This is a genomic window from Pseudomonas sp. MRSN 12121, assembly GCF_000931465.1.
GTDB lineage: Bacteria > Pseudomonadota > Gammaproteobacteria > Pseudomonadales > Pseudomonadaceae > Aquipseudomonas.
This window is the reverse complement of the sequence record NZ_CP010892.1, coordinates 4,651,454-4,669,817: the sequence shown is the minus strand read 5'-3', so window position 1 is coordinate 4,669,817 and position 18,364 is coordinate 4,651,454. Positions and strand designations below refer to the sequence as shown.

17 protein-coding genes are annotated in these 18,364 nt (G+C 60.6%); 8 read left to right on the top strand and 9 right to left on the bottom strand.

The features are described 5' to 3' along the window. Positions 1–14 precede the first annotated feature (14 nt). Both TO66_RS21220 and TO66_RS21215 read right to left on the bottom strand, forming a co-directional pair. Positions 15–695 (bottom strand): hypothetical protein, encoded by a 681-nt coding sequence (locus TO66_RS21220; protein WP_044464113.1) that lies wholly within the window; start codon positions 693–695, stop codon positions 15–17. Continuing rightward, complete coding sequence (locus TO66_RS21215) at positions 692–1,582, bottom strand: LysR family transcriptional regulator (RefSeq protein WP_044464112.1); 891 nt, start codon at positions 1,580–1,582, stop codon at positions 692–694. The genes TO66_RS21220 and TO66_RS21215 overlap by 4 nt, the downstream gene beginning before the upstream one ends. A 140-nt stretch (positions 1,583–1,722) precedes the next feature. On the opposite strand from TO66_RS21215, the gene TO66_RS21210 reads away from it, so the two are divergent. Beyond that, complete coding sequence (locus TO66_RS21210) at positions 1,723–3,171, top strand: MFS transporter (RefSeq protein ID WP_044464111.1); 1,449 nt, start codon at positions 1,723–1,725, stop codon at positions 3,169–3,171. A gap of 78 nt (positions 3,172–3,249) precedes the next feature. On the opposite strand, the gene TO66_RS21205 is transcribed toward TO66_RS21210, so the two are convergent. The 3 genes from TO66_RS21205 to TO66_RS21195 form a co-directional block, all read right to left on the bottom strand. Further along, positions 3,250–4,767 carry a DUF2235 domain-containing protein gene (locus TO66_RS21205; RefSeq protein ID WP_044464110.1) on the bottom strand — a complete coding sequence of 506 codons (1,518 nt, stop codon included), beginning with the start codon at positions 4,765–4,767 and terminating at the stop codon, positions 3,250–3,252. A 162-nt stretch (positions 4,768–4,929) separates the two neighbouring features. Continuing rightward, a complete protein-coding gene (locus tag TO66_RS21200) occupies positions 4,930–5,712 on the bottom strand; it encodes a nucleotidyltransferase domain-containing protein (protein WP_044464109.1) in 783 nt (260 codons plus the stop codon). Positions 5,713–5,813: 101 nt separating this feature from the next. Then, positions 5,814–6,230, bottom strand: a complete 417-nt coding sequence (locus TO66_RS21195) for a VOC family protein (RefSeq protein WP_044464108.1) — start codon at positions 6,228–6,230, stop codon at positions 5,814–5,816. Between the two features lie 320 nt (positions 6,231–6,550). On the opposite strand from TO66_RS21195, the gene TO66_RS21190 reads away from it, so the two are divergent. The 3 genes from TO66_RS21190 to TO66_RS32795 all read left to right on the top strand — a co-directional run bounded on the left by TO66_RS21190 (position 6,551) and on the right by TO66_RS32795 (position 10,577). After that, positions 6,551–6,901: a BON domain-containing protein gene (locus tag TO66_RS21190; RefSeq protein WP_044464107.1), complete on the top strand. Its 351-nt coding sequence runs from the start codon at positions 6,551–6,553 to the stop codon at positions 6,899–6,901. Between the two features lie 542 nt (positions 6,902–7,443). After that, positions 7,444–7,725 carry a DUF3077 domain-containing protein gene (locus TO66_RS21185; protein ID WP_044464106.1) on the top strand — a complete coding sequence of 94 codons (282 nt, stop codon included), beginning with the start codon at positions 7,444–7,446 and terminating at the stop codon, positions 7,723–7,725. A 368-nt stretch (positions 7,726–8,093) separates the two neighbouring features. Next, positions 8,094–10,577: a DEAD/DEAH box helicase gene (locus tag TO66_RS32795; protein ID WP_082061128.1), complete on the top strand. Its 2,484-nt coding sequence runs from the start codon at positions 8,094–8,096 to the stop codon at positions 10,575–10,577. A 106-nt stretch (positions 10,578–10,683) separates the two neighbouring features. Here the strand turns inward: TO66_RS32795 and TO66_RS21180 are convergent, their stop codons facing one another. Then, positions 10,684–11,931, bottom strand: coding sequence for a reverse transcriptase domain-containing protein (locus tag TO66_RS21180; RefSeq protein ID WP_044464105.1), 1,248 nt, complete (start codon positions 11,929–11,931; stop codon positions 10,684–10,686). A 361-nt stretch (positions 11,932–12,292) separates the two neighbouring features. Next, the gene (gene argC, locus TO66_RS21175; RefSeq protein ID WP_044464104.1) at positions 12,293–13,219 is read right to left on the bottom strand and encodes an N-acetyl-gamma-glutamyl-phosphate reductase; all 927 of its coding nucleotides are present in this window, start codon (positions 13,217–13,219) and stop codon (positions 12,293–12,295) included. A gap of 111 nt (positions 13,220–13,330) precedes the next feature. Between argC and TO66_RS21170 the strand changes: the two genes are divergently transcribed. Beyond that, complete coding sequence (locus TO66_RS21170; RefSeq protein WP_044464103.1) at positions 13,331–14,215, top strand: LysR family transcriptional regulator; 885 nt, start codon at positions 13,331–13,333, stop codon at positions 14,213–14,215. Here TO66_RS21170 and TO66_RS21165 read toward each other — a convergent pair whose 3' ends face one another. After that, positions 14,216–14,587, bottom strand: a complete 372-nt coding sequence (locus TO66_RS21165) for a PH domain-containing protein (protein WP_044464102.1) — start codon at positions 14,585–14,587, stop codon at positions 14,216–14,218. It abuts the gene before it with no gap. 229 nt (positions 14,588–14,816) lie between these two features. Here TO66_RS21165 and TO66_RS21160 point away from each other — a divergent pair, with 229 nt between their 5' ends. The 3 genes from TO66_RS21160 to TO66_RS21150 all read left to right on the top strand — a co-directional run bounded on the left by TO66_RS21160 (position 14,817) and on the right by TO66_RS21150 (position 16,870). Continuing rightward, a complete protein-coding gene (locus TO66_RS21160) occupies positions 14,817–16,010 on the top strand; it encodes an S-type pyocin domain-containing protein (protein ID WP_044464101.1) in 1,194 nt (397 codons plus the stop codon). A gap of 9 nt (positions 16,011–16,019) precedes the next feature. Beyond that, positions 16,020–16,376, top strand: a complete 357-nt coding sequence (locus TO66_RS21155; protein ID WP_044464100.1) for a DUF6572 domain-containing protein — start codon at positions 16,020–16,022, stop codon at positions 16,374–16,376. A 77-nt stretch (positions 16,377–16,453) separates the two neighbouring features. Beyond that, a complete protein-coding gene (locus TO66_RS21150; RefSeq protein ID WP_052506150.1) occupies positions 16,454–16,870 on the top strand; it encodes a hypothetical protein in 417 nt (138 codons plus the stop codon). A 72-nt stretch (positions 16,871–16,942) separates the two neighbouring features. On the opposite strand, the gene TO66_RS21145 is transcribed toward TO66_RS21150, so the two are convergent. Next, positions 16,943–18,205, bottom strand: coding sequence for an OprD family porin (locus TO66_RS21145; protein ID WP_044464099.1), 1,263 nt, complete (start codon positions 18,203–18,205; stop codon positions 16,943–16,945). Between the last annotated feature and the right edge of the window lie 159 nt (positions 18,206–18,364).

The following is an 18,364-nucleotide window of genomic DNA, read 5'->3' as shown; positions in this document are numbered from 1 at the left end:
CGGGCGCCTGGCTTTTAAGGCATGACCCGGTGCCGCGCCCGGCGCGTTCCGGGGGCGTTGCTGAACATGAACATCTCCGCCCGGGACGGATCGTCGTGCCCGGCCTCGCGCGCCACCTGCTCGGTAAGCCGCAGGTACTCCAGGTACTGGGCCGGCGTAGGCATGGCCTCGGACTTTTTCAGCGTGGTTATCAGCGGCGCATATTCCACTGGCCTGGCCAGGGTCAGGTACTTGTGGATCCTGGAGTCGTAGATCTGCGCCCTGTGGCCTTCCCGGGTAAGGATGCCGCTGAAGTGCAGCAGCTTGGTGGTGATGCCGTTCTTCACGTAGTGGTGCGAGTTGATCGCCTGGAAGGTCTCGGCATCGAGGACCGCGCCCGGGCCGATCCGCTCCAGGATCAGCGGCAGGGCATCCAGGGCATGGCGCAGGGACCTGCCGCCTGGCAGGCCACCGCGGGGAAATCCCCAGGCTATCGCGGTCAGGGCGCCCAGCACCGGCGCCTGGCGGAACGCGGCGAACACATCCGCCCGGCTCAGGACCAGGGTCCCGGCGCCCTGGAAAACGGGCTGGAAGGTGCTGCCATAACGGTCGAAGCTCGACCGCTTCAGGGCGATGGCCTGGCGCAGGGGATCGACGTTCTCGCTGGCGCGCAGCAATTCCACCAGGCTGAGCGGCACGGCGGTCAGCGAGGTCATTGCGCACACACCTGGCGCACACAGTCGCGCAGCCACTTGTGTGCCGGGTCACTGTTGGTCCGTGGGTGCCAGAGCATCGACACGGTGATTTCCGGCGTGGTCACGGGCAGCGCGAAGCTGTACAGGTGGCCGCGCAGGTTGCGCGTGTAGCGTTCCGGGACGGCGCTGATCAGGTCCGAGACGCTCACCAGGGCCAGGGCGGCGCAGAAGCCGTCGACGATGCTGGCGATCTCCCGTTGCAGGCCCAGTGCCTGCAACGCCTCGTCCACCAGCCCGCGGTCGAGGCCCTGGCGCGAGACCAGCACATGCCGGCCGGCGGCGTAACGGGCCGGGCTGATCGGGCCGTTGCTCAGGGGATGGCCGTGGCGCACCACGCCGATGAACCGATCGCGGAACAGCGCGCGGGTGTGGATTTCCGGGCTGGTGCCGGCGTCCACCACGCCGGTGTCGAGGTCGATCGTGCCGTCGCGCAGGGGCGCGCTGTCCTTGCTGGTTTTCTGCCGGAAATGCAGGCGCACCCCCGGCGCCTCGGCGCGCAGGTGCTCGACCAGGGCCGGGCCGAAGTTTTCCACGAACCCGTCGCTGCCACGCAGGGTGAAGGTGCGCACCAGGCGCCGCAGGTCGACCCCGGCGGCGGGACGCAGCATGGCCTCGGCCTCCCGTACCAGATGGCCGACCCGCTCGCGCAATTCCAGGGCGCGGGGGGTGGGCACCAGGCCGCGTCCGGCGCGCACCAGCAGCGGATCGCCGGTGGTGTCGCGCAGGCGCGCCAGGGCCCGGCTCATGGCCGAGGGGCTCAGCCGCAGGCGCTGGGCTGCGCGGGCCACGCTGCCTTCGGCCAGCAGCGCGTCGAGGGTCAGCAGCAGGTTGAGATCGGGGCTGGACATGGCGACGGCCTCGGAGTGGGTGTCTGTGAGATGGCGTCACGTGCATGAATAACCTGCAACGGCTGCGCCTTCCGCCATGTTAGGGCGCGGGCTAGATTGCCCACAACAGCGTTTTGCGCCGATCAGCGAGGAAGTCCGCGATGAACACCGTCAATGCCCAGGCCCCCCGAACCAGCTCCCCGCCTCCGGTTGCGGCGGGTCGGGCCCTGGCCAGCCTGGCGCTGTCGATGCTGCTGGCGTCGCTGGGCACCAGCATTGCCAACGTCGGGTTGCCGACCCTGGTGCTGGCGTTCGGCGCGAGCTTCCAGCAGGTGCAGTGGGTGGTCCTGGCCTACCTGCTGACGATTACCGCGCTGATTGTCAGCGTCGGCCGGCTGGGCGACCTGATCGGGCGCCGGCGCGTACTGCTGGCGGGGCTGCTGTTGTTCACCCTGGCCTCGGCGCTGTGCGCGGCCGCGCCGACCCTGGGCGCGCTGATTGCCGCGCGGGCCCTGCAGGGCGTGGGGGCGGCGATCATGATGGCGCTGACCCTGGCCCTGGTCGGCGAGACCGTGAGCCAGGCGCGCACTGGCCGGGCCATGGGGCTGCTGGGCAGCCTGTCGGCGGTCGGCACCGCCCTCGGTCCGTCGCTGGGCGGGCTGTTGCTCGCCGGGTTCGGCTGGCCGGCGCTGTTCCTGGTCTGCGTGCCGCTGGGCGGCCTGGCCTGGGCGCTGGGCTATCGCTACCTGCCGGCCGAGCGCCCGGCGCGGGCGGCGTTGCGCGGCGCCTTCGATCTGCCGGGCACCGTGCTGCTGGCGCTGGCCCTGCTGGCCTACGGCCTGGCCATGACCCTGGGGCGCGGCCATTTCGGCCTGCTCAACGGCGCCCTGTTGGTGGCGGCGGTGCTGGCGGGCGGGCTGTTCGTCTGGGTGGAAGGGCGGGTGGCCGCGCCGCTGGTGTGCCTGGGGCTGTTCCGCCAGGCGGCCTTGAGCGCCAGCCTGGTCATGAGTGCGCTGGTGTCGACGGTGATCATGAGCACCTTTGTGGTCGGGCCCTTTTATCTGGCCCATGGCCTGGGCCTGTCGGCGCTGCAAGTGGGCCTGGCGATGGCGCTCGGGCCCTGTGTGTCCGCGCTGTGTGGAGTGCCTGCCGGGCGCCTCGCCGATCGCTTTGGTGCGCGGCCGATGGTCCTCGCCGGCCTCGGCGGCCTGCTGCTGGGCTGCCTGCTGCTGGCGGTATTGCCCTCCGGCCTGGGCGTTGGCGGTTACCTGGGCGCGCTGGTCGTCACCACCCTGGGTTATGCGACGTTCCAGGCGGCCAACAACACCGCGGTGATGAGCGAGGTCGGGCCGCAGCAGCGCGGGCTGGTCTCGGGCGTGCTCAACCTGTCGCGCAACCTCGGCCTGATGAGCGGCGCGTCGCTGATGGGCGCGGTGTTCGCCGCGCTCGCCGGCGACCCGGGCACGGCCAGCGCCGAGGCCATCGCCCGCGGCCTGCACCTGACCTTCGCCCTGGCCGCGGCACTGATGGCGCTGGCGCTGTTGATGGCCGGGCTCGGCTCGCCCAAAAGGCCAGCCTCACCCCGTAGGAGCGAGGCTTGCCCGCGATAAGGCCGTCCCCGGCAGCCCGGCTTCTGCGTTGTTAACGGGGGGCCGGCCCGAGTCCCGGACCGGCCCCGCGCAGTGGCGCTACTGGCGCTTCTCGAGATTCACCGCATCACTCTGTACGGCCTCGCCCCGGCTGTTGCTGGCGGGCGCGCAGTGAGGTTCGTAGCGGCCGACGATGGTGTAGTTGCGCGCCAGATCGTCCTTCCGGCAGCGGTCGCGCCGGGCGTAGCCGAGGTTGATCGGGTCGTAGCGCTTATCGGGTTCGCGCTGCTGGTGAGGCGCCGCCAGCCGGGGAATGTCCATGCGCTGGAATACGCTGGCATGCACCTTGTCGTGCTCCACCGGTTTGCGGCGGATCAGCCCGGCTTCCCGGTAGGCGGAGCTGACCACGTACTTGGCATCGTGGAACTCATCGTGCAACGGCCCGCCGATGCACTCGGTCGGCCAGTGGGTGCTGTTGGCGAAGATGCCGTCTCCCTCGAGGTTTTTCAGCATCCAGCGCAACGGGATGGTTTCCAGCCCCTGGCCGCCCTTGGCATACGGGCTTTGGCCGCATTGGGCCAGGTCCGGCTCGTTGAGGTAACCGCCCCCCACATCGGCATGGACGCCGGCGAACCACACTTCCTCCAGCACCTGCGATTTCGATTGCGGCAGGCCGAAGCGCAGCAGGCGGAACGAGGCCCGCTGCTCGTCCAGCGACATGGCGTGGTAACCGCGCTCGGCGTACAGCTCCAGACGGTGTTCGTCGGGCTCTTCCTTCAGGCTGGAGCCCACCGCCGGCACGGTGTCGAAGACCCCGATGACCTTGACCACGACTTTGTCCTCGGCCTTGCCAGGAGGGTCGCCATAGATGCTGATGCCGTTCGCCTGCCGGTAGGCCGCCAGATTTCTGCGCAGCGTATCGTCGAACCCCGGCACGCCATCGTTGCGCACCTTGTAGAGGTCGTACATGTCCTCCACCACATCGTGCATGTGCCCGGTCCAGCCCCACAGCGTGCTGTTGTCCCAGGCATCGGGCTTCAGGTTGCTGGGCAGGCCGGCGATTTCGATAAAGCCGTTCAAGGAACGCGCGGTAAAGGCGCCGCGGCTGAAACCGAAGAGGTAGATCTCGTCGCCGGGGCGGTAGGCCTCGACCAGGAAGCGGTAGGCCTGGCGGATATTCAGGCTGACGCCGCTGCCGAACAGCGCGCCGAAGGGCGTGGTGATGCTGGTGGCCACGCCCTTGTCGTAATAGGGAATCACCCTGGCGCCGTTCTTGGCCTGTTCGAGCGCCTGGTTATACAGGCGCCAGATATTGGTGTTGTCCTCCTTGGTGTTTTCGGTGCCGTCGAGCAGCACCACCAGCTTGCGCGGGCCCGAGTCGCCGTACAGGCATTTATTGAGCAACTGCCAGCGCTTGCGGACTTTGAAGTAACCGTCCTCGACGCCTTCGGCAGGCGCAGCCTCACAGTCTGGGGCCTTGGCCGACTGTGGGGAGATCCGGGCTTTTGCCAGCAATTGCTGGTCGAGGTTGCGGGTGGTTTGCAGATTGATCGCGCTGTGTTGCGTGGTGGAACAGGCTGACAAGAGGGCGAGGCTCAATAGAAGGGCGATACGCATATCGAAGGTCTCCATGACCGGCTACGAAGGGCGTGGCACGGCAACCGGACGGAGCGCACGAGCGCGGCGCGGGCTGCTCCTGTGACCCTAGTCGAAGGTAATCAAAATGCCATCATCGGGTCGGAACCAGGTTCCTCGCCGCGACACCCGCACCCTGCACGGTCAGGGTTGGGCCCGCACTTCCCCCGCCAGCAAGGCGCTGTAGGCCCGCAGCCGCTGCACGAAATCCGCCACCGGCCCCTGGGGCGCATAGGCCTGCTGCAGGAAAAACGCCGCGTAGCCGCTCAGGCCCGGCTCGGCCGCGCTCAGCAGTTGCGCGTGCTCGTGCAGGGTGCTCGGCCAGCCGCGTTCCTGTTCGCCGCGTAGCAGGTTGGCCGAGCGTAGCGCTTTGCGCGCGGCGGCCCGTTGCAGGCGCTGCTGCTCGGTGGCGCTGGCGGCCTGTTCCAGGTGCTGCGCGTAGCCTTCCAGCACCTCGGGGAAGTCGCCGTTCACCGCCAGGGCAATGGCGCGGCTCGGGCGGAAGGGCGCAAAGCGCAGCCCCAGGTCGTTGCCCCAGATGCAGCGGCACTGATGCTTGAGCCAGAAGCCCCAGCGGTAGAGATTGCCCGGCGCCAGCACCTCGCTGAGCACGCCGATGTCGAAGTCGATCTTCGACACCTGCGGGTGCCGCGCCTGCAGTTCCAGGCGGGTGGCCTCCAGGCGCTGCGCCTCTTCGGCGCTCGGCGCCCAGGCCAGCACCAGGGTCACGTCCAGGTCGGACGTGCCCGGCCGCGCATCGCCACGGGCCACGCTGCCGTACAGGTACAGGCCGTCGAGCAGGGCGGGAAAACGCCGCGAGAGCAGGGCGCACAGCTCTTCCACCAAGGGGGCGAATAGGGGCTGCAACGGCTGCTCGGGCAGGCACTGGATAAAACCGTCGGCGTCGACGCCTGGGTAGTGCGACATGGCGATCTCGAAAGTGGCAAGACACATCAAACAGGGGCAACAGCCTGCCAGGGGCGCGGGCGCCTGGCAAAGCCTGGCCGGCTGCGCAGGGGTTAAGAGGCTCAAGGCTCCAGCGGCGGGCCCTTGAGCTCGATCTGGTTGCCGTCGGGGTCGAAGCAATAGATCGACAAGCCCTTGCCCTCTGCGCCGTAGCGCAGCTCTGCGGCTTGCACCTGCTGGCCGGCCGCGCTCAAGTGCGCCAGCAGCGCCTGCTCGTCGAAGGGTTCGACGCGCAGGCAGAAGTGATCGACATTGCGCCGCTGCGCACCGGCCGCCGCTCCGCCTTCGCGGCCGAGTGGCCCGGCGACGTCCACCAGGTCGATCATCGACGCGCCCGCGCTCAGGTGCAGCAGCCCCAGGTCGTCGCGGCGCTTCTTCAACTCACAGCCGAGCACCGACTGGTAGAAGGCCAGGCTGCGCGCCAGGTCGCTGACCCGCAGGACGACATGGTCGATACGTTCGAGGGTGAAGGGGTGCATGGGGTTCTCCTGGTCTGTCACATGGGCCGGCCCGGGGCGCTGCTTCGAGGCCGTCGAGCCTTGGGCCGGTGGTCCATAGACCTTAGCGAATAGCGCCGGGGTGTCACGGAAAAATCCGCGCCTGCCGGTGGTGGCGGCCGCCTGAACAGGGGCGTGCCCTGGCCACTGCCCAACGTCGGCGCGGGCCCTGGCCGGACTATAATTATTTCGTGTCCCTGCGGGGCCGGCGAGTTCCCTTGCCCGCTAGCGAACCGGCTCCGGCGGAGGGCGACAGCGCCCGGGGACGCATTGTCCAACCGCTTGCGCGAGAGGGTCCCACGATGAAACTTCATTCCTTGCAGCATTACTCCCAGGGCCTGGAAAGCGTCATGCACGATGTGTGGCTCAGCACCAAGGTCCGCTCGGCCCTGACCTTCGCCGAACCGACCCGTGGCCTGCCCATCCACGTCAAGACCCACGCCGGCAAAGTCACCCTGAGCGGCCGCCTCGCCACCCACAAACAATGCGAACAAGCCATCAGCCTGACCCGCGGCATCCAAGGCGTGGTCGACATCGACGCCAGCGACCTGCAAACCCACATGTTCACCCCCGGCAGCCTGCCCGAAGCACCCGACGCCGAAGAAAGCCGGGAATACGAGGCACGCGCCTCGATGAAAAAGGATGAGCAATAGCCAGCCAGTTGCCACTTGATGTTTCTGTACAGCTGAAACGCCTTCCTGTGGGGGAGGCGTTTTTTTTGTGCGGTGGCGCAGTGGGCGTGGGCTCAGAGGGAATTGATGTTGGCGGGGGAGCGGCGAGGGTGGTTGAAGGGCAGGGCATCGACATAAACGGCGACGGTTTTGTGGTTGTTGCTTGGTGGTCACGCACCTAGTCTGCCCCTGTCGCTGCAAAATCAGCGATCGGGCCTGAGAACCCGGTAAGATGCAGGCGCACAAGCGCCCGCCCACGATTGCAGGCGTTTTTTTGTGCCCGTCAATTCGTGTTATGGCGGCTGTGCGTGGGAGACCTTCGGGTCTGCCGGGTTCCTGTATCTCCGGTTTCTCAGCCTGCGCACAGCTGCCACCCATTCGCCTGAGAACGAACGCGGCAGCTCTCATTTCGATATGGGAGTTCCAATCATGCACGCCCGTCATCTGTCTGGACTTCGTTGTTTTTCGTCTCGCCTTTCCATGCTCAATAACACCCACTTCCTGGCTGTCGCAGGAGGTGACCTATGAGCACGCCACCCCCCATCAAAACCCTGGGCTTCGTCACCTTCGGCAGTTGCGCCGATCCCGAGCAAACCCTGTTCCGCGTCAACGCCGATGTGCCTTTACAGCAAGCGCTGGAACAGGCTTCGACCTTGCTGTACTACGCCAAGAAACTTGCACTCGACGCTGCCATGGAGGAGCAAGGGGAGCGTTACGCCTGGGCTTCGCACTTTTTGGCGGAGATGGGGAAGGCGGTGATTGATGATGTTTGTTTAGGGTTGGGGAGTGGAGCGCCAGTGAGCTGATTTTGATTTGAGGTCCTATAGTAAGAACCATGAAAGCACCGCTTATCCTGAAGGAATGAACGGTGCTTTACATATGGAAGACCGCTTTCGGCCAAAAACTGCCGCTGGTCATAATGTATAAATCAACAAAAGCCGACTCTTCCTTACCTTTCTATGGAGGCAGCACTCGTTGATGGCACCGAAAGGCGGCCTGGCTGACTTGGAACTTCTTCCCTGTAAAGCCTCCCCACGACAGTTTATCGCATAGGTGAAAATTGCAATTTATATTCGAGTGAGGTATAGCACTAGAACGACTGGCGAGTTGACGTCATTACTACTCTCTCGGTCTTTAGAATAACTATAGTAGTGACAGACAGGGAGTGCGTCCGATGATCGACTTTTCAAAACTTCAAACCGGCCAGAATAGCGATACTGCCTTGCAGCCCAGGGATATATTCAATTCTCTCCCAGGAAAAGAGAAAGGAAGGTATCAATATCCACGGGATGTGCAATCTAAAGTTTGGGAGCAATGGCACAGTCGAAAGGCTGAGAGCAATCTCGTAATAAAAATGAATACGGGTAGCGGTAAAACAGTAGTTGGACTGCTAATACTAAAAAGCTGCCTGAATGAAGGGAAGGGGCCAGCAGTTTACATCGTTCCAGATAACTACCTAGTTGAACAAGTTGTCCAAGAGGCCAGGTCGTTAGGGCTGTCGGCCACTACCGATTATAATTCCCACGGTTTCCTTCAGGGGAAAGAGATCCTTGTCGCGAATATTTATACTCTTGTCAATGGGCTGTCAGCGTTCGGGGTTGGTGATCAAGGAATAAAAATTCGTATTGGATCTTTAATAGTAGACGATGCGCATGCATGTTTAGATACAATTGAAGAGCAGTATACAGTATCCCTGCCTAGCTCTAGTGAGTCATATAAGGGGATTTATAAGCTACTGAGAAATTCGCTATTGCAACAGAGTGAGCCCCGCGTTTTAGAGTTGGAGAATTATGACCCGTCAATTCAGATGCTTGCGCCATTCTGGGCTTGGCAGAGTAATGTAAGTGAGATAAGTAAGCTTCTTATTCAAGAAAGAAACGAAGATTACCTTAGGTTTAAGTGGTCGCTAATAAAAGATAGCCTAAAGCTATCGCGCTGTGTCGTTAGTAGCTCAAAAATTGAAATATCCTCTCACTGTATACCTATCAACTCAATCCCAAGCATTGAGTACGCAGAGCGAAAAGTATTCATGACTGCAACTCTGGCTGATGATAGCGTGCTGGCAAGTCACTTCGGGATTACTGATGAGCGGGCGTATCAAGCGATATGTCCTGATTCTTTTGGTGATATTGGTGATCGGTTGATTTTAATGCCGCAAGTTATCAATCCGGAGTTGTCAGATGACGACATAAAACAGCTTTGCATTCATGCAAAGCAACATGTAAATGTAGTAATTATTGTGCCGTCAGATCATCGCGCTAAGTACTGGAAAGATATTGCAGACTCGGTGTTGAAGAAAGGAAACATCGACGATGGAATTAAAGCGCTGAAAAAAACGACAGCTGGTCTAACGGTGCTAGTCAATCGCTACGATGGCATAGACTTGCCCAACGATGCTTGTCGGTTACTGGTTATTGATGGCCTTCCCGACGTAAGGCGCATGATCGACAAAGTCGAAGAAGGAATTCTGCTAGGCACTGACCGTTCTAGCACTCAAATCACGCAGCGAGTGGAGCAAGGTATGGGCCGAGGAGTACGTTCTAACGATGATTATTGTGCAGTACTCTTAATAGGTAAAACGCTAACTCGAAAATTATATGCGAGTTCCGGCGTTCAAAAGTTCTCGGTTGGAACCAAGGCTCAGCTTGACCTATCAGAAAAAGTCGCCAGCCAGATTGCCAAAGCTGATTTGCAAGCCATTTGGGATACACTGCTCTATTGTTTAAACCAAGATCCTAATTGGGTTTCTGCAAGCAAAGGTGCACTAACTAGTCTCACGGCAACCCCTACTAGCAATGCCGACCCAGTAACAATGGCACTCCGTAAAGCCTACGATCAAGCATTAGCAAATAATTCAAAGGATATTGGGGGTGGGATAATAAATTCTCTGCCGACAGCTACCAGGGTGATGAGGTCCTATTTAAAGCTTAGAGCTGCGGAATACGTAAATTTGTATGATCAAGTCGAAAGTCAAAAGCTGGTGCTTTCTGCGGCGAATGATAACCCAAGAACTTTGAAGCCTATTGATGGGATTGGCTATCACAAGTTGGAGGGTGAACTTCTTGAGCAGGCAAGAGAATGTAAAAGTTATCTCCAGAGCTTTGCTAACCCAAATATCCCGATAATTGAGCTTGACGGCGTTTTAGAGGACCTAAAATTTGAGCCGGAGACAGCGGCTCGCTTTGAACTTGCGCTTGCTCAGTTGGCAAGATTTATAGGCTTTACTTCGCAACGTCCAGAAACAGACTCTGGCAGAGGTCCAGATGTCTTGTGGCGTACCGGTCCTAACCAATATATCGTCATAGAATGTAAAAATGGTGCGATAACCGATACTATCAATAAACATGACTGCAACCAATTGAACGGATCGGGAGAGTGGTTTGAAAATAAGTATGGGGCAGGGGTTTCATACTTTCCCATAATGATTCATCCAGCGAAGAAGTTTGAGCATGCAGCATCTCCAAAAGCAACTACAAGAATCATGACTAGTGAAAAACTGGAAGCTCTCAAAAAAGGTGTTCGAGATTTCATTAAGTCAGTGTGCTCACAAGGCCTAATCAGCGACGAAACTCAAATCAGAAATCAATTGCTGCAACTCAAGCTCAGGGCCGTCGATTTTCAGGTTTTTTACACTACCGCGTACATCGCATCTTCATAGCAAATGAAGCCGTGGTTAGTTTGAGCTCGGAATGCCGCCATCGCGGTGGATATGCACCGCGATGTCTAAAAATGCAGTGGCAAGAACGCTTTGTGCATCCAAAATATTATTGATCAATTGCAACTTGGGTACTGCTCAGTAGCCGGATCCCTAACACTCTCCTTCGCGCCTCGTCATCCGCCATCGCTAGCACCTTTGTTTTTGTTGCTTCAAGAGACATGAGCCGTTCTGAGATGAAATCGTCTAGGGTTTTCATGGACTGAGAGCCATTGCAAAACGTAAATGCTTTTCCCCACCCCAAGATGATCTTGTCGATTCGGTAGAGGGCTGATGAATACGAGTATTTACCGTTACCATCTTTATATTCCGCATTGTAGCGAAGGGCATGAGCTGCTGTGTCAAATTCGGCCCTTAGCTTCACTTTGAAGCGCTTACGAGTTGCTTCGCTAGGCTGGACTAGCCCTGGAGATACGTTGCAACCTAGGAAGTCGAAACCTTTGTCTATGGATCCTCGAGACGCTTTTACTTTGTCTACACGTGGGTCATAGGCGCTCAAGCCAATTTTGCTTAGCTCCTTTAAAGCCCTGTTGAAGGCTCGATCCACATCGCTAAGACTTTCTCCAAGCAGCAGGAAGTCATCGATGTAGCGAAGGCAGGTGATGCCATCGGCGTTCATGGCCACGTCGAAATCGGCTAGGTAGATATTGGCTAACAACGGGGATAAGGGTGAGCCTTGCGCTACACCTTCGATTCCTATCGGAAATATCTCGTCGAGACCCTGCCGTCTCAAGTCGTCGATGTTAACGAGGTCGGTCGTGATCGCCAAGTCTAGGAGCTTGAGTGTTGCGTCACATTTTATGTGGGAACGTAATAGATTCTGGATACGGTCTTTATTTATCTTGGTAAAAAAGGCCGGAATGTCCGAGCGAATATGGAAACGGGCACCATTTCGCATAGCATCCCTAGCGTCAGATATGGCCATAGCAACGCGTTTCGTGGGTATTCCCCCATAGCTCGTTGCAGTGTCGAGCACTTTCCTAACAAACGGCACACGACGCTGTAAAACGTCGAGCAAGGCACGCTGCACAACGCGATTGGGGATAGGAGATAGCACCAACGGACGAGATTTCCCGCCCGGTTTTTTTTGTGCAACTCCGGTCTGTTGGAGAAAAGCAAATGTCTGCTTTGACAGGGACCTCTGAATTTCAATCAATGAGTCAGGCAGTCGACTCTCAAATTCTTCAGCGTCTCGCCTGATTTCGTCGGAGGAAGAAAAAAACGCGCTACTGCGCACCTTCCTCCACGCACCGTATAGGGTTCGTTGACTACAGATGTCCTTATAAAGTCTGCTCACTCAGACGATCCTTGTGTTGTTGGGCATCACCAGTTCGCTCTCACCCAACTGCTACAGGGACTAACTACCTTCGGGAGACCCAGATACCTGAACGGCTATCTTGGTCGCGACCCGCACAGCGCCCTCCGAAGAGATAACGCTGCCGTCTGGCAAACTTGGTTCAACGCCGCGTGGCGGCTCGACCAGCAAGCAGACGAAGCGGTTTCATAGTAGCAAATTAATGGCTGATAGCTAGTAGGATCGAAGGGGGTAGGAGAACTATGATCGAACGCCCGCTAATGGCCGAAAGCTGTCATAGGTCGAATGCTAATGACCAAAGACAAACTACGACCGCTCATTACCCCGCCTAAAACCTCCTACCTCAACCCACCTCCCCAATCATCAACCCTAAATTCTCCACCGCCGCCCCAGCCGCCCCCTTACCCAAATTGTCAAACACCGCCGCCAACAACACCTGCCCCTCACCCTCAAACACCATCAACCGCATCTCATCCGTATCGTTCAACCCCCGCGGATCAAGCCCCGTCAGCGCCTGTGCCTGTGGCAACGACATCACCTGCACCGCATTGCTGCCGGCGTAATGCCGTTCCAGGCAGCTCTGGATCCGCGTGCCATCGATCCCCGGAGCCAGCAGGCGCAGTTGCAGGGGGATGGTCAGCACGATGCCTTGGCGAAACGCGCCGTAGGCGGGGACGAACAGGGGGCGTTGGTTGAGGCCGCTGTGGTGCTGGATTTCCGGTACGTGTTTGTGCGCCAGGCCCAGGCCGTAGATCTGGAACGGGGCGGTGTGAGCGGCGTCCGGGCCTTCGTGGGCTTCGACCGCGGCGCGGCCGCCGCCGGAGTAGCCGGAGATGGCGTTGATGCTGATCGGGTAGTCCTTGGGCAGCAGCCCGGCTTGCAGCAGGGGCCGCAGCAGGCCGATGGCGCCGGTGGGGTAGCAGCCGGGGTTGCTTACGCGCTTGGCGCTGGCGATGCGTTGCGCCTGTTGCGGGTCCATCTGGGCGAAGCCGTAGGTCCAGTGGGGATGGGTGCGGTGCGCGGAGCTGGCGTCGATCACCCGCACGGCCGGGTTGCGGATGCTGGCGACGGCCTCGCGGGCGGCCTCGTCGGGCAGGCACAGCAGGGCGATGTCGCAGGCGTTGATGGCCTCGGCGCGCCGTTGCGGGTCTTTGCGCTGGTCGGCGGGGAGGGTCAGCAGGTGCAGGTCGTCGCGGCCGCGCAGGCGCTGGTGGATCTGCAACCCGGTAGTGCCCTGGTCGCCATCGATAAATACAAGGGGTGTGCTCATGCCGGGTACTCGCAGGCGGGAAGGATGGGCGGATTTTCCGGTGGCGTCTGAAATAGAGAAAGTTGAATTTAATAACGCTAAGCTTCAGTTTTTCTGAATCTGGAGCAGGCCATGCGTGAGATCAGCCTCGACCGGTTGCGCACCCTGGTGGCGATTGTCGACCTCGGTTCCTTTGCCGAAGCGGCCCGCGCGCTGAACCTGGCGCCGCCCACGGTCAGCCTGCATATCGCCGACCTGGAGGCGCGGGTGGGCGCGGCGCTGCTGTCGCGCACCCGCGGCCGGGTGCAACCCTCGGCCATCGGCGAAACCCTGGTGGAGCGCGCGCGGCGCCTGTTGGCCGACGCCGAGCAGGCGCTGGAAGATGTGCAACGCCAGGTGCTGGGCCTGGCCGGGCGGGTGCGCCTGGGGGCGTCCACCGGGGCTATCGCCCAGTTGCTGCCCCAGGCCCTGGAGACCCTGGGCCAGGCGCATCCGGGTATCGACGTGCAGGTGGCGGTGCTGACCTCCCAGGAGAGTCTGAAGAAACTCGCCGAGGGTTCGCTGGACATCGGCCTCGTGGCCTTGCCGCAAACCCCGGTCAAAGGCCTGCGCATCGCGCCCTGGCGCAAGGACCCGGTGATGGCCTTCCTGCCGGCCCGCTGGCACTGCCCCGACCCGGTGACCCCGCAGTGGCTGGCCGCCCAGCCGCTGATCCTCAACGACCACAGCACCCGGCTGTCGCGCCTCACGGCGGAATGGTTCGCCCTGGGCGGGCAGCAAGCCACGGCGCGGATCCAGCTCAACTACAACGACGCGATCAAGAGCCTGGTGGCTGCCGGTTACGGCGCCACCTTGCTGCCCCATGAAGCCGCCACGCCGCTGCCCGACACGCGGATCGCCATGCGCCCGTTGCAGCCGCCGCTGTGGCGCCAGCTGGGCATCGCCCATCGCGACGGGGAAGTGGAGCGGGCGACCCAGCATGTGCTGCAGGTGTTGTGGGGGTTGAGCGCGGAATAGTCAGCCCAGCAGATGCCTGGAAATGTGCCTGGAAATCTCCACCATCGAGGTCCTGCCGGTGAACTCGAACTTCACCTGGCCCAGGGATGAAAAGTAGATCTCCAGTTCCGAGTCCAGGTCGAAGGTGCCGGAGGTTTCCACCGAGTAGGCGACGATGTTTTTGTAGGGCAGGGAGGTGAAATCCTTCTTGCTGCCGGTAATGCCCTGCACGTTGACCGCGATGATGCGCTTGTTGGTGAACACCACGCCGTCGCGCAGGGATTTATAGGCGTCTATCACCTGCTCGCCGTCCAGCAGCAGGTCACTGACCCGCTCGGCGTATTCGTCGTTCTGCTTGAGCTTGAAGAAGCCTTTGTTGTTGAAGTCGATCATCGATTGGTCCTCATGGGAAAAATAACCTTCCGGGGTGCCGGTTGCGGCGGGTAGTTACAAGGGGCGACGCGCAAAGGTGTGTCGGGTTGGCTTCTTGGGCCGTTCGAGTTGCCCAAGAACCGGCGAACAGGAAACCGGAGCAGGGTAATCAGGATAGGTCCTAAAGCCAGGGAGTGGGGCGTCTCGGTAACGTCATGCCGGCTGATCTCAGCCGGAACAAGGACGTTGCATGAGCGGTTATGTACCCAACCTACCGAAGGGCTATCGCAATAAGGGTGTCGATCCTGTCGATATCGGCGCTCGACGCTGGGCCGAGTACAAGGACCTTGCACCGAAGCCTGACGCCGGTCCCCCACTCCGGGGCTGTGTATTTGCCAAGAGCCGCAACCTGCCCGACGGTGAAATCAGTCACCGACAACCCGCCGGTTTTGTTCCCGTCGAGCCATTGGCCGACTACGGGATATGGGCGGTGCTTGGCACCGGGATTGCGATTGCGGCCGAAAGCACCTCGCTGCAATGGGTGGGCGGCTCGGCAAGCGCTGGAGCCATTGCCGAGCGGCTGGGTGGTTCGCTGGCGCTGAGCCTGTCGGCAGCAGCCGGCTCTGTTGCGGCGAGTGCTGCCGTGGGCACCCTTGTGCTACTGATGCCGAACACCCGCCTAGCACCTGATAGCGCCTTCTATACAGCTGACCAGTACGCGCAGCTTGATATGGGCCGGACCCGTGTACGGATCAACGTGAAGACTTTGCCGGACGGCTCCGTTAACGCATACGGGTTCTACACCGGCGGTAAAAGGGACTGGGAAAATGTCCCCGTCATCGAGGCGACGAAGGACGGTGAGCGGTACGTTGCGAACATTTGTAACGGCATTGATCTTATTTGGACTCCGGCAGCAAACCCTGACGCTGTACTGGGTATTCCCGCACTGGAAGGCGTGCGTCCGTTGCCGCTGGTGTGGGTGTACCCGCCCACTGCGCAGTCCGACACCCTGCTGCACAATCCGGAGCATCCCCCTGAATTCCAGGATGCAATTATCTGGTTCCCCGCGGGGGCGGGGCTTGAGCCGATCTACGTTGTGCTTAGCACGCAGTTGGAGAAGAACAAGCAAAACGGAAAAGACTTCGAAGACAACACTTACGATGAATACAGTGTCAGGCAGGTCCAGAGCGGGCGAGAAGTGACGGTCAGAACCAAAAGCGGAATACGTACACGGTTTGATATGTTGGGCCGTGATGTTGACGGCAAGCTTTCCTGTGTCGAATGCAAATCATCGGCTACAGCCCCCCTGACCCGGAACCAGAAAGTCGCCTTTCCGGAAATCGAAGAAAGCGGTGCCACTATTGTTGGCAAGGGAAAAACCGGGTTCCCCGGAGGCACTGAAATTCCACCCACTAAAGTTGAAATTGTTCGACCCAAACCCTGAAGGAGCGGCATGTCCATCACGAACTCACAGGTCATCGATATCTGGGCAATCCCCGACTGGGAGCCTGACAACGTCATTCTGGTTATCACTGACCACCTTGAATGGGGCGATAAAGGCGAGCAAGGCGAACACCTGCAATTGCTGCAAGACAAGCTCAACACCTACGTTGCGTTTATCGAGAGTGGTGAGATCTACACCGAGATCCCAGGGGCGCTGGGTAAGCATCCCATCATCCGCATCCACGGCCTGCACGAGTTGCCCGAGCAGGCCGAGTTCTTTATCGATCGTGCGACTGAAGTGCTGGAAGACGTCGGGATCGGGCTGGAGTTCGTGCTAAAAGCGGACTCGGCGCTACGCAACGGGTGAGCCCTCGATCGGTATCCGGCCCTTCGGCTTTGATCAGGGCAAAGGCAACGCAAGACCAACGAGTGGGAACTGAAAGAATGAAACGGATGTTAGCGGTGTTGCTTTTGACCGCGGGCCAGTTGGGCAGCGTCGCTTACGCTGGGGTCGATGTCGCCGCGGCCCGGCAGTCGTTGAAGAACTACGGCTTGGGTTATTGCATCGTCAATCAGTTCAAGGCCAAGTCCGATCTGAAGCGCGATATCGAGTCGGCGATTGGCGGCTACTCGTTCATGGGCAACGGCATGCATAGCATTCAGCAGAACGAAGACACCCTGGAGACGCTGCACGACCCTTATGAGGCGACGACGGACTTTGTGTCTTCCCTGTATGAAAAGACGCAGGCCAATAGCAAGCATAGGGATAGGAAAGTCGTGTTCCATGCCTGCCTCGCTATCTATAACGCCCAGGCGTTCGACGACTTCATCAAGACCCAGGATCCCTACATTACCCGGTGAAAGATCAAGGGCCTGGGCAAGGCGCCCGGCCAGGCCGAGCGCGCTATCCCCTGGCGCGCTCGGCTTAGCGCCCTAAAACAACTTCCAGCTGTAACTCAGCAACAACCGGTTCTCATTGATGTCGGTCCGATAGTTCGACCGCGCCACCACATTGCGTACCTTGATCCCCAATCCCCCCAGCGGCCCGGACTGGATCACGTAGCCGATATCCAGGTCGCGTTCCCAGTCCTTGCCTTCGTAGCCTTTGCCGGTGTCGACGTTGTCGCCGCGGATGTAGCGCAGGGTGCTGGTCAGGCCGGGCAGGCCGCTGGCTGCGAAGTCATAGTCGTAGCGCAGTTGCCAGGAGCGTTCGTCGGTGTAGGCGAATTCGTAGGTGGGCACTTCGTTGCCCAGCGGGGTGATGTTGGCGAAGACCCGGGGGAAGGGGCTGTCGCCGAACAGGCCTTGGTAGCCGATGTAGAAGGTGTGGCCGCCGCGCTTGGCCGAGAGCAGGGAGAACAAGGCCCGGTTGTCGATGGCGCCGAGCAGCCGTTTGCCGTCTTCTTCACTGTCGTAGTAGCCGAGGTTGGCGCCGAGTATCCAGGTGCCCATTGGCTGGCTGTGTTTCAGGCCGAGGAAGCGCTGGTGGTAGAGGTCTTCCAGCTGGCCGTACCAGGCGCTGAGGCTGGTGCGCCTGGCATTGAAGGCGTAGTCGGCACCGGCGTAGTTGAAGGCGTCGCTGCTGACCGCACGTTTCGGCACGTGGCCGAGCATGGCTTGCAGCTTGCCGTCGCCGGCTTCGTTGCGCAGGCTGGTGGAATGCAGGCGGCCGCCTTGCAGGGTCAGGCCGTCGATGTCGTTGGAGACAACACTTGCGCCCTGGTAGGAGGGCGGCAGCAGGCGGATATCGCTGAAGCTCAGCACCGGCAGGTTGGGTTGCAGCTCGCCGAGGCGCAGTTCGCTTTTGCCCAGGCGCAGTTTCAGCGCCAGGCCCAGGCGGCTGTAGTCGTCGGCGGCTGCGCCGTCCTCTTGCACCGGCAGCAAACCGCTGTTGACCCGGCCCCGGCCGCTGTCGAGCTTTAGCCCCAGGGTGCCGATGGCATCCAGGCCCACGCCGAGGGTGCCGGGGGTGTAGCCGGACTTGAAGTTGAGGATGAAGCCCTGGGCCCATTCCTGGGCCATGGACTGCTCGGTGCCGCGGATATCCGAGTAGTCGCGGCTGAAGAAGTAGTTGCGCGCCTGGAGGGTGGCGGTGGCGTCCTGGATAAAACCGCCGGCGTCGGCCAGCAGTGGTTGGGGCGCACTCAGGCACACCGCGCTGGCGCCCAGCACGGGGAGGGTCTTGGCAAGGTTCATTGCTTTTTACTCTTATTGTTATTGAAAGCAGTTCACTGACGCGCAGGCTAGGGGCGGGGATGGAGCGAGGACTATCCGCTGCGTGCAGAGCTGTATCCCTTTTCTGCAGAGGGGGCTGTAGGAGCCCGGCTTGCCGGCGATTAACGAACGCGGGTGCCT

Coding starts and splice junctions, on each gene's coding strand:
- argC (WP_044464104.1), bottom strand. CDS start 13,219: ATGAGCACACCCCTTGTATTTATCGATGGCGACCAGGGCACTACCGGG.
- TO66_RS21190 (WP_044464107.1), top strand. CDS start 6,551: ATGAAACTTCATTCCTTGCAGCATTACTCCCAGGGCCTGGAAAGCGTC.
- TO66_RS21165 (WP_044464102.1), bottom strand. CDS start 14,587: ATGATCGACTTCAACAACAAAGGCTTCTTCAAGCTCAAGCAGAACGAC.
- TO66_RS21145 (WP_044464099.1), bottom strand. CDS start 18,205: ATGAACCTTGCCAAGACCCTCCCCGTGCTGGGCGCCAGCGCGGTGTGC.
- TO66_RS21185 (WP_044464106.1), top strand. CDS start 7,444: ATGAGCACGCCACCCCCCATCAAAACCCTGGGCTTCGTCACCTTCGGC.
- TO66_RS21205 (WP_044464110.1), bottom strand. CDS start 4,767: ATGCGTATCGCCCTTCTATTGAGCCTCGCCCTCTTGTCAGCCTGTTCC.
- TO66_RS21215 (WP_044464112.1), bottom strand. CDS start 1,582: ATGTCCAGCCCCGATCTCAACCTGCTGCTGACCCTCGACGCGCTGCTG.
- TO66_RS21195 (WP_044464108.1), bottom strand. CDS start 6,230: ATGCACCCCTTCACCCTCGAACGTATCGACCATGTCGTCCTGCGGGTC.
- TO66_RS21160 (WP_044464101.1), top strand. CDS start 14,817: ATGAGCGGTTATGTACCCAACCTACCGAAGGGCTATCGCAATAAGGGT.
- TO66_RS21155 (WP_044464100.1), top strand. CDS start 16,020: ATGTCCATCACGAACTCACAGGTCATCGATATCTGGGCAATCCCCGAC.
- TO66_RS21220 (WP_044464113.1), bottom strand. CDS start 695: ATGACCTCGCTGACCGCCGTGCCGCTCAGCCTGGTGGAATTGCTGCGC.
- TO66_RS32795 (WP_082061128.1), top strand. CDS start 8,094: ATGATCGACTTTTCAAAACTTCAAACCGGCCAGAATAGCGATACTGCC.
- TO66_RS21170 (WP_044464103.1), top strand. CDS start 13,331: ATGCGTGAGATCAGCCTCGACCGGTTGCGCACCCTGGTGGCGATTGTC.
- TO66_RS21210 (WP_044464111.1), top strand. CDS start 1,723: ATGAACACCGTCAATGCCCAGGCCCCCCGAACCAGCTCCCCGCCTCCG.
- TO66_RS21150 (WP_052506150.1), top strand. CDS start 16,454: ATGAAACGGATGTTAGCGGTGTTGCTTTTGACCGCGGGCCAGTTGGGC.
- TO66_RS21200 (WP_044464109.1), bottom strand. CDS start 5,712: ATGTCGCACTACCCAGGCGTCGACGCCGACGGTTTTATCCAGTGCCTG.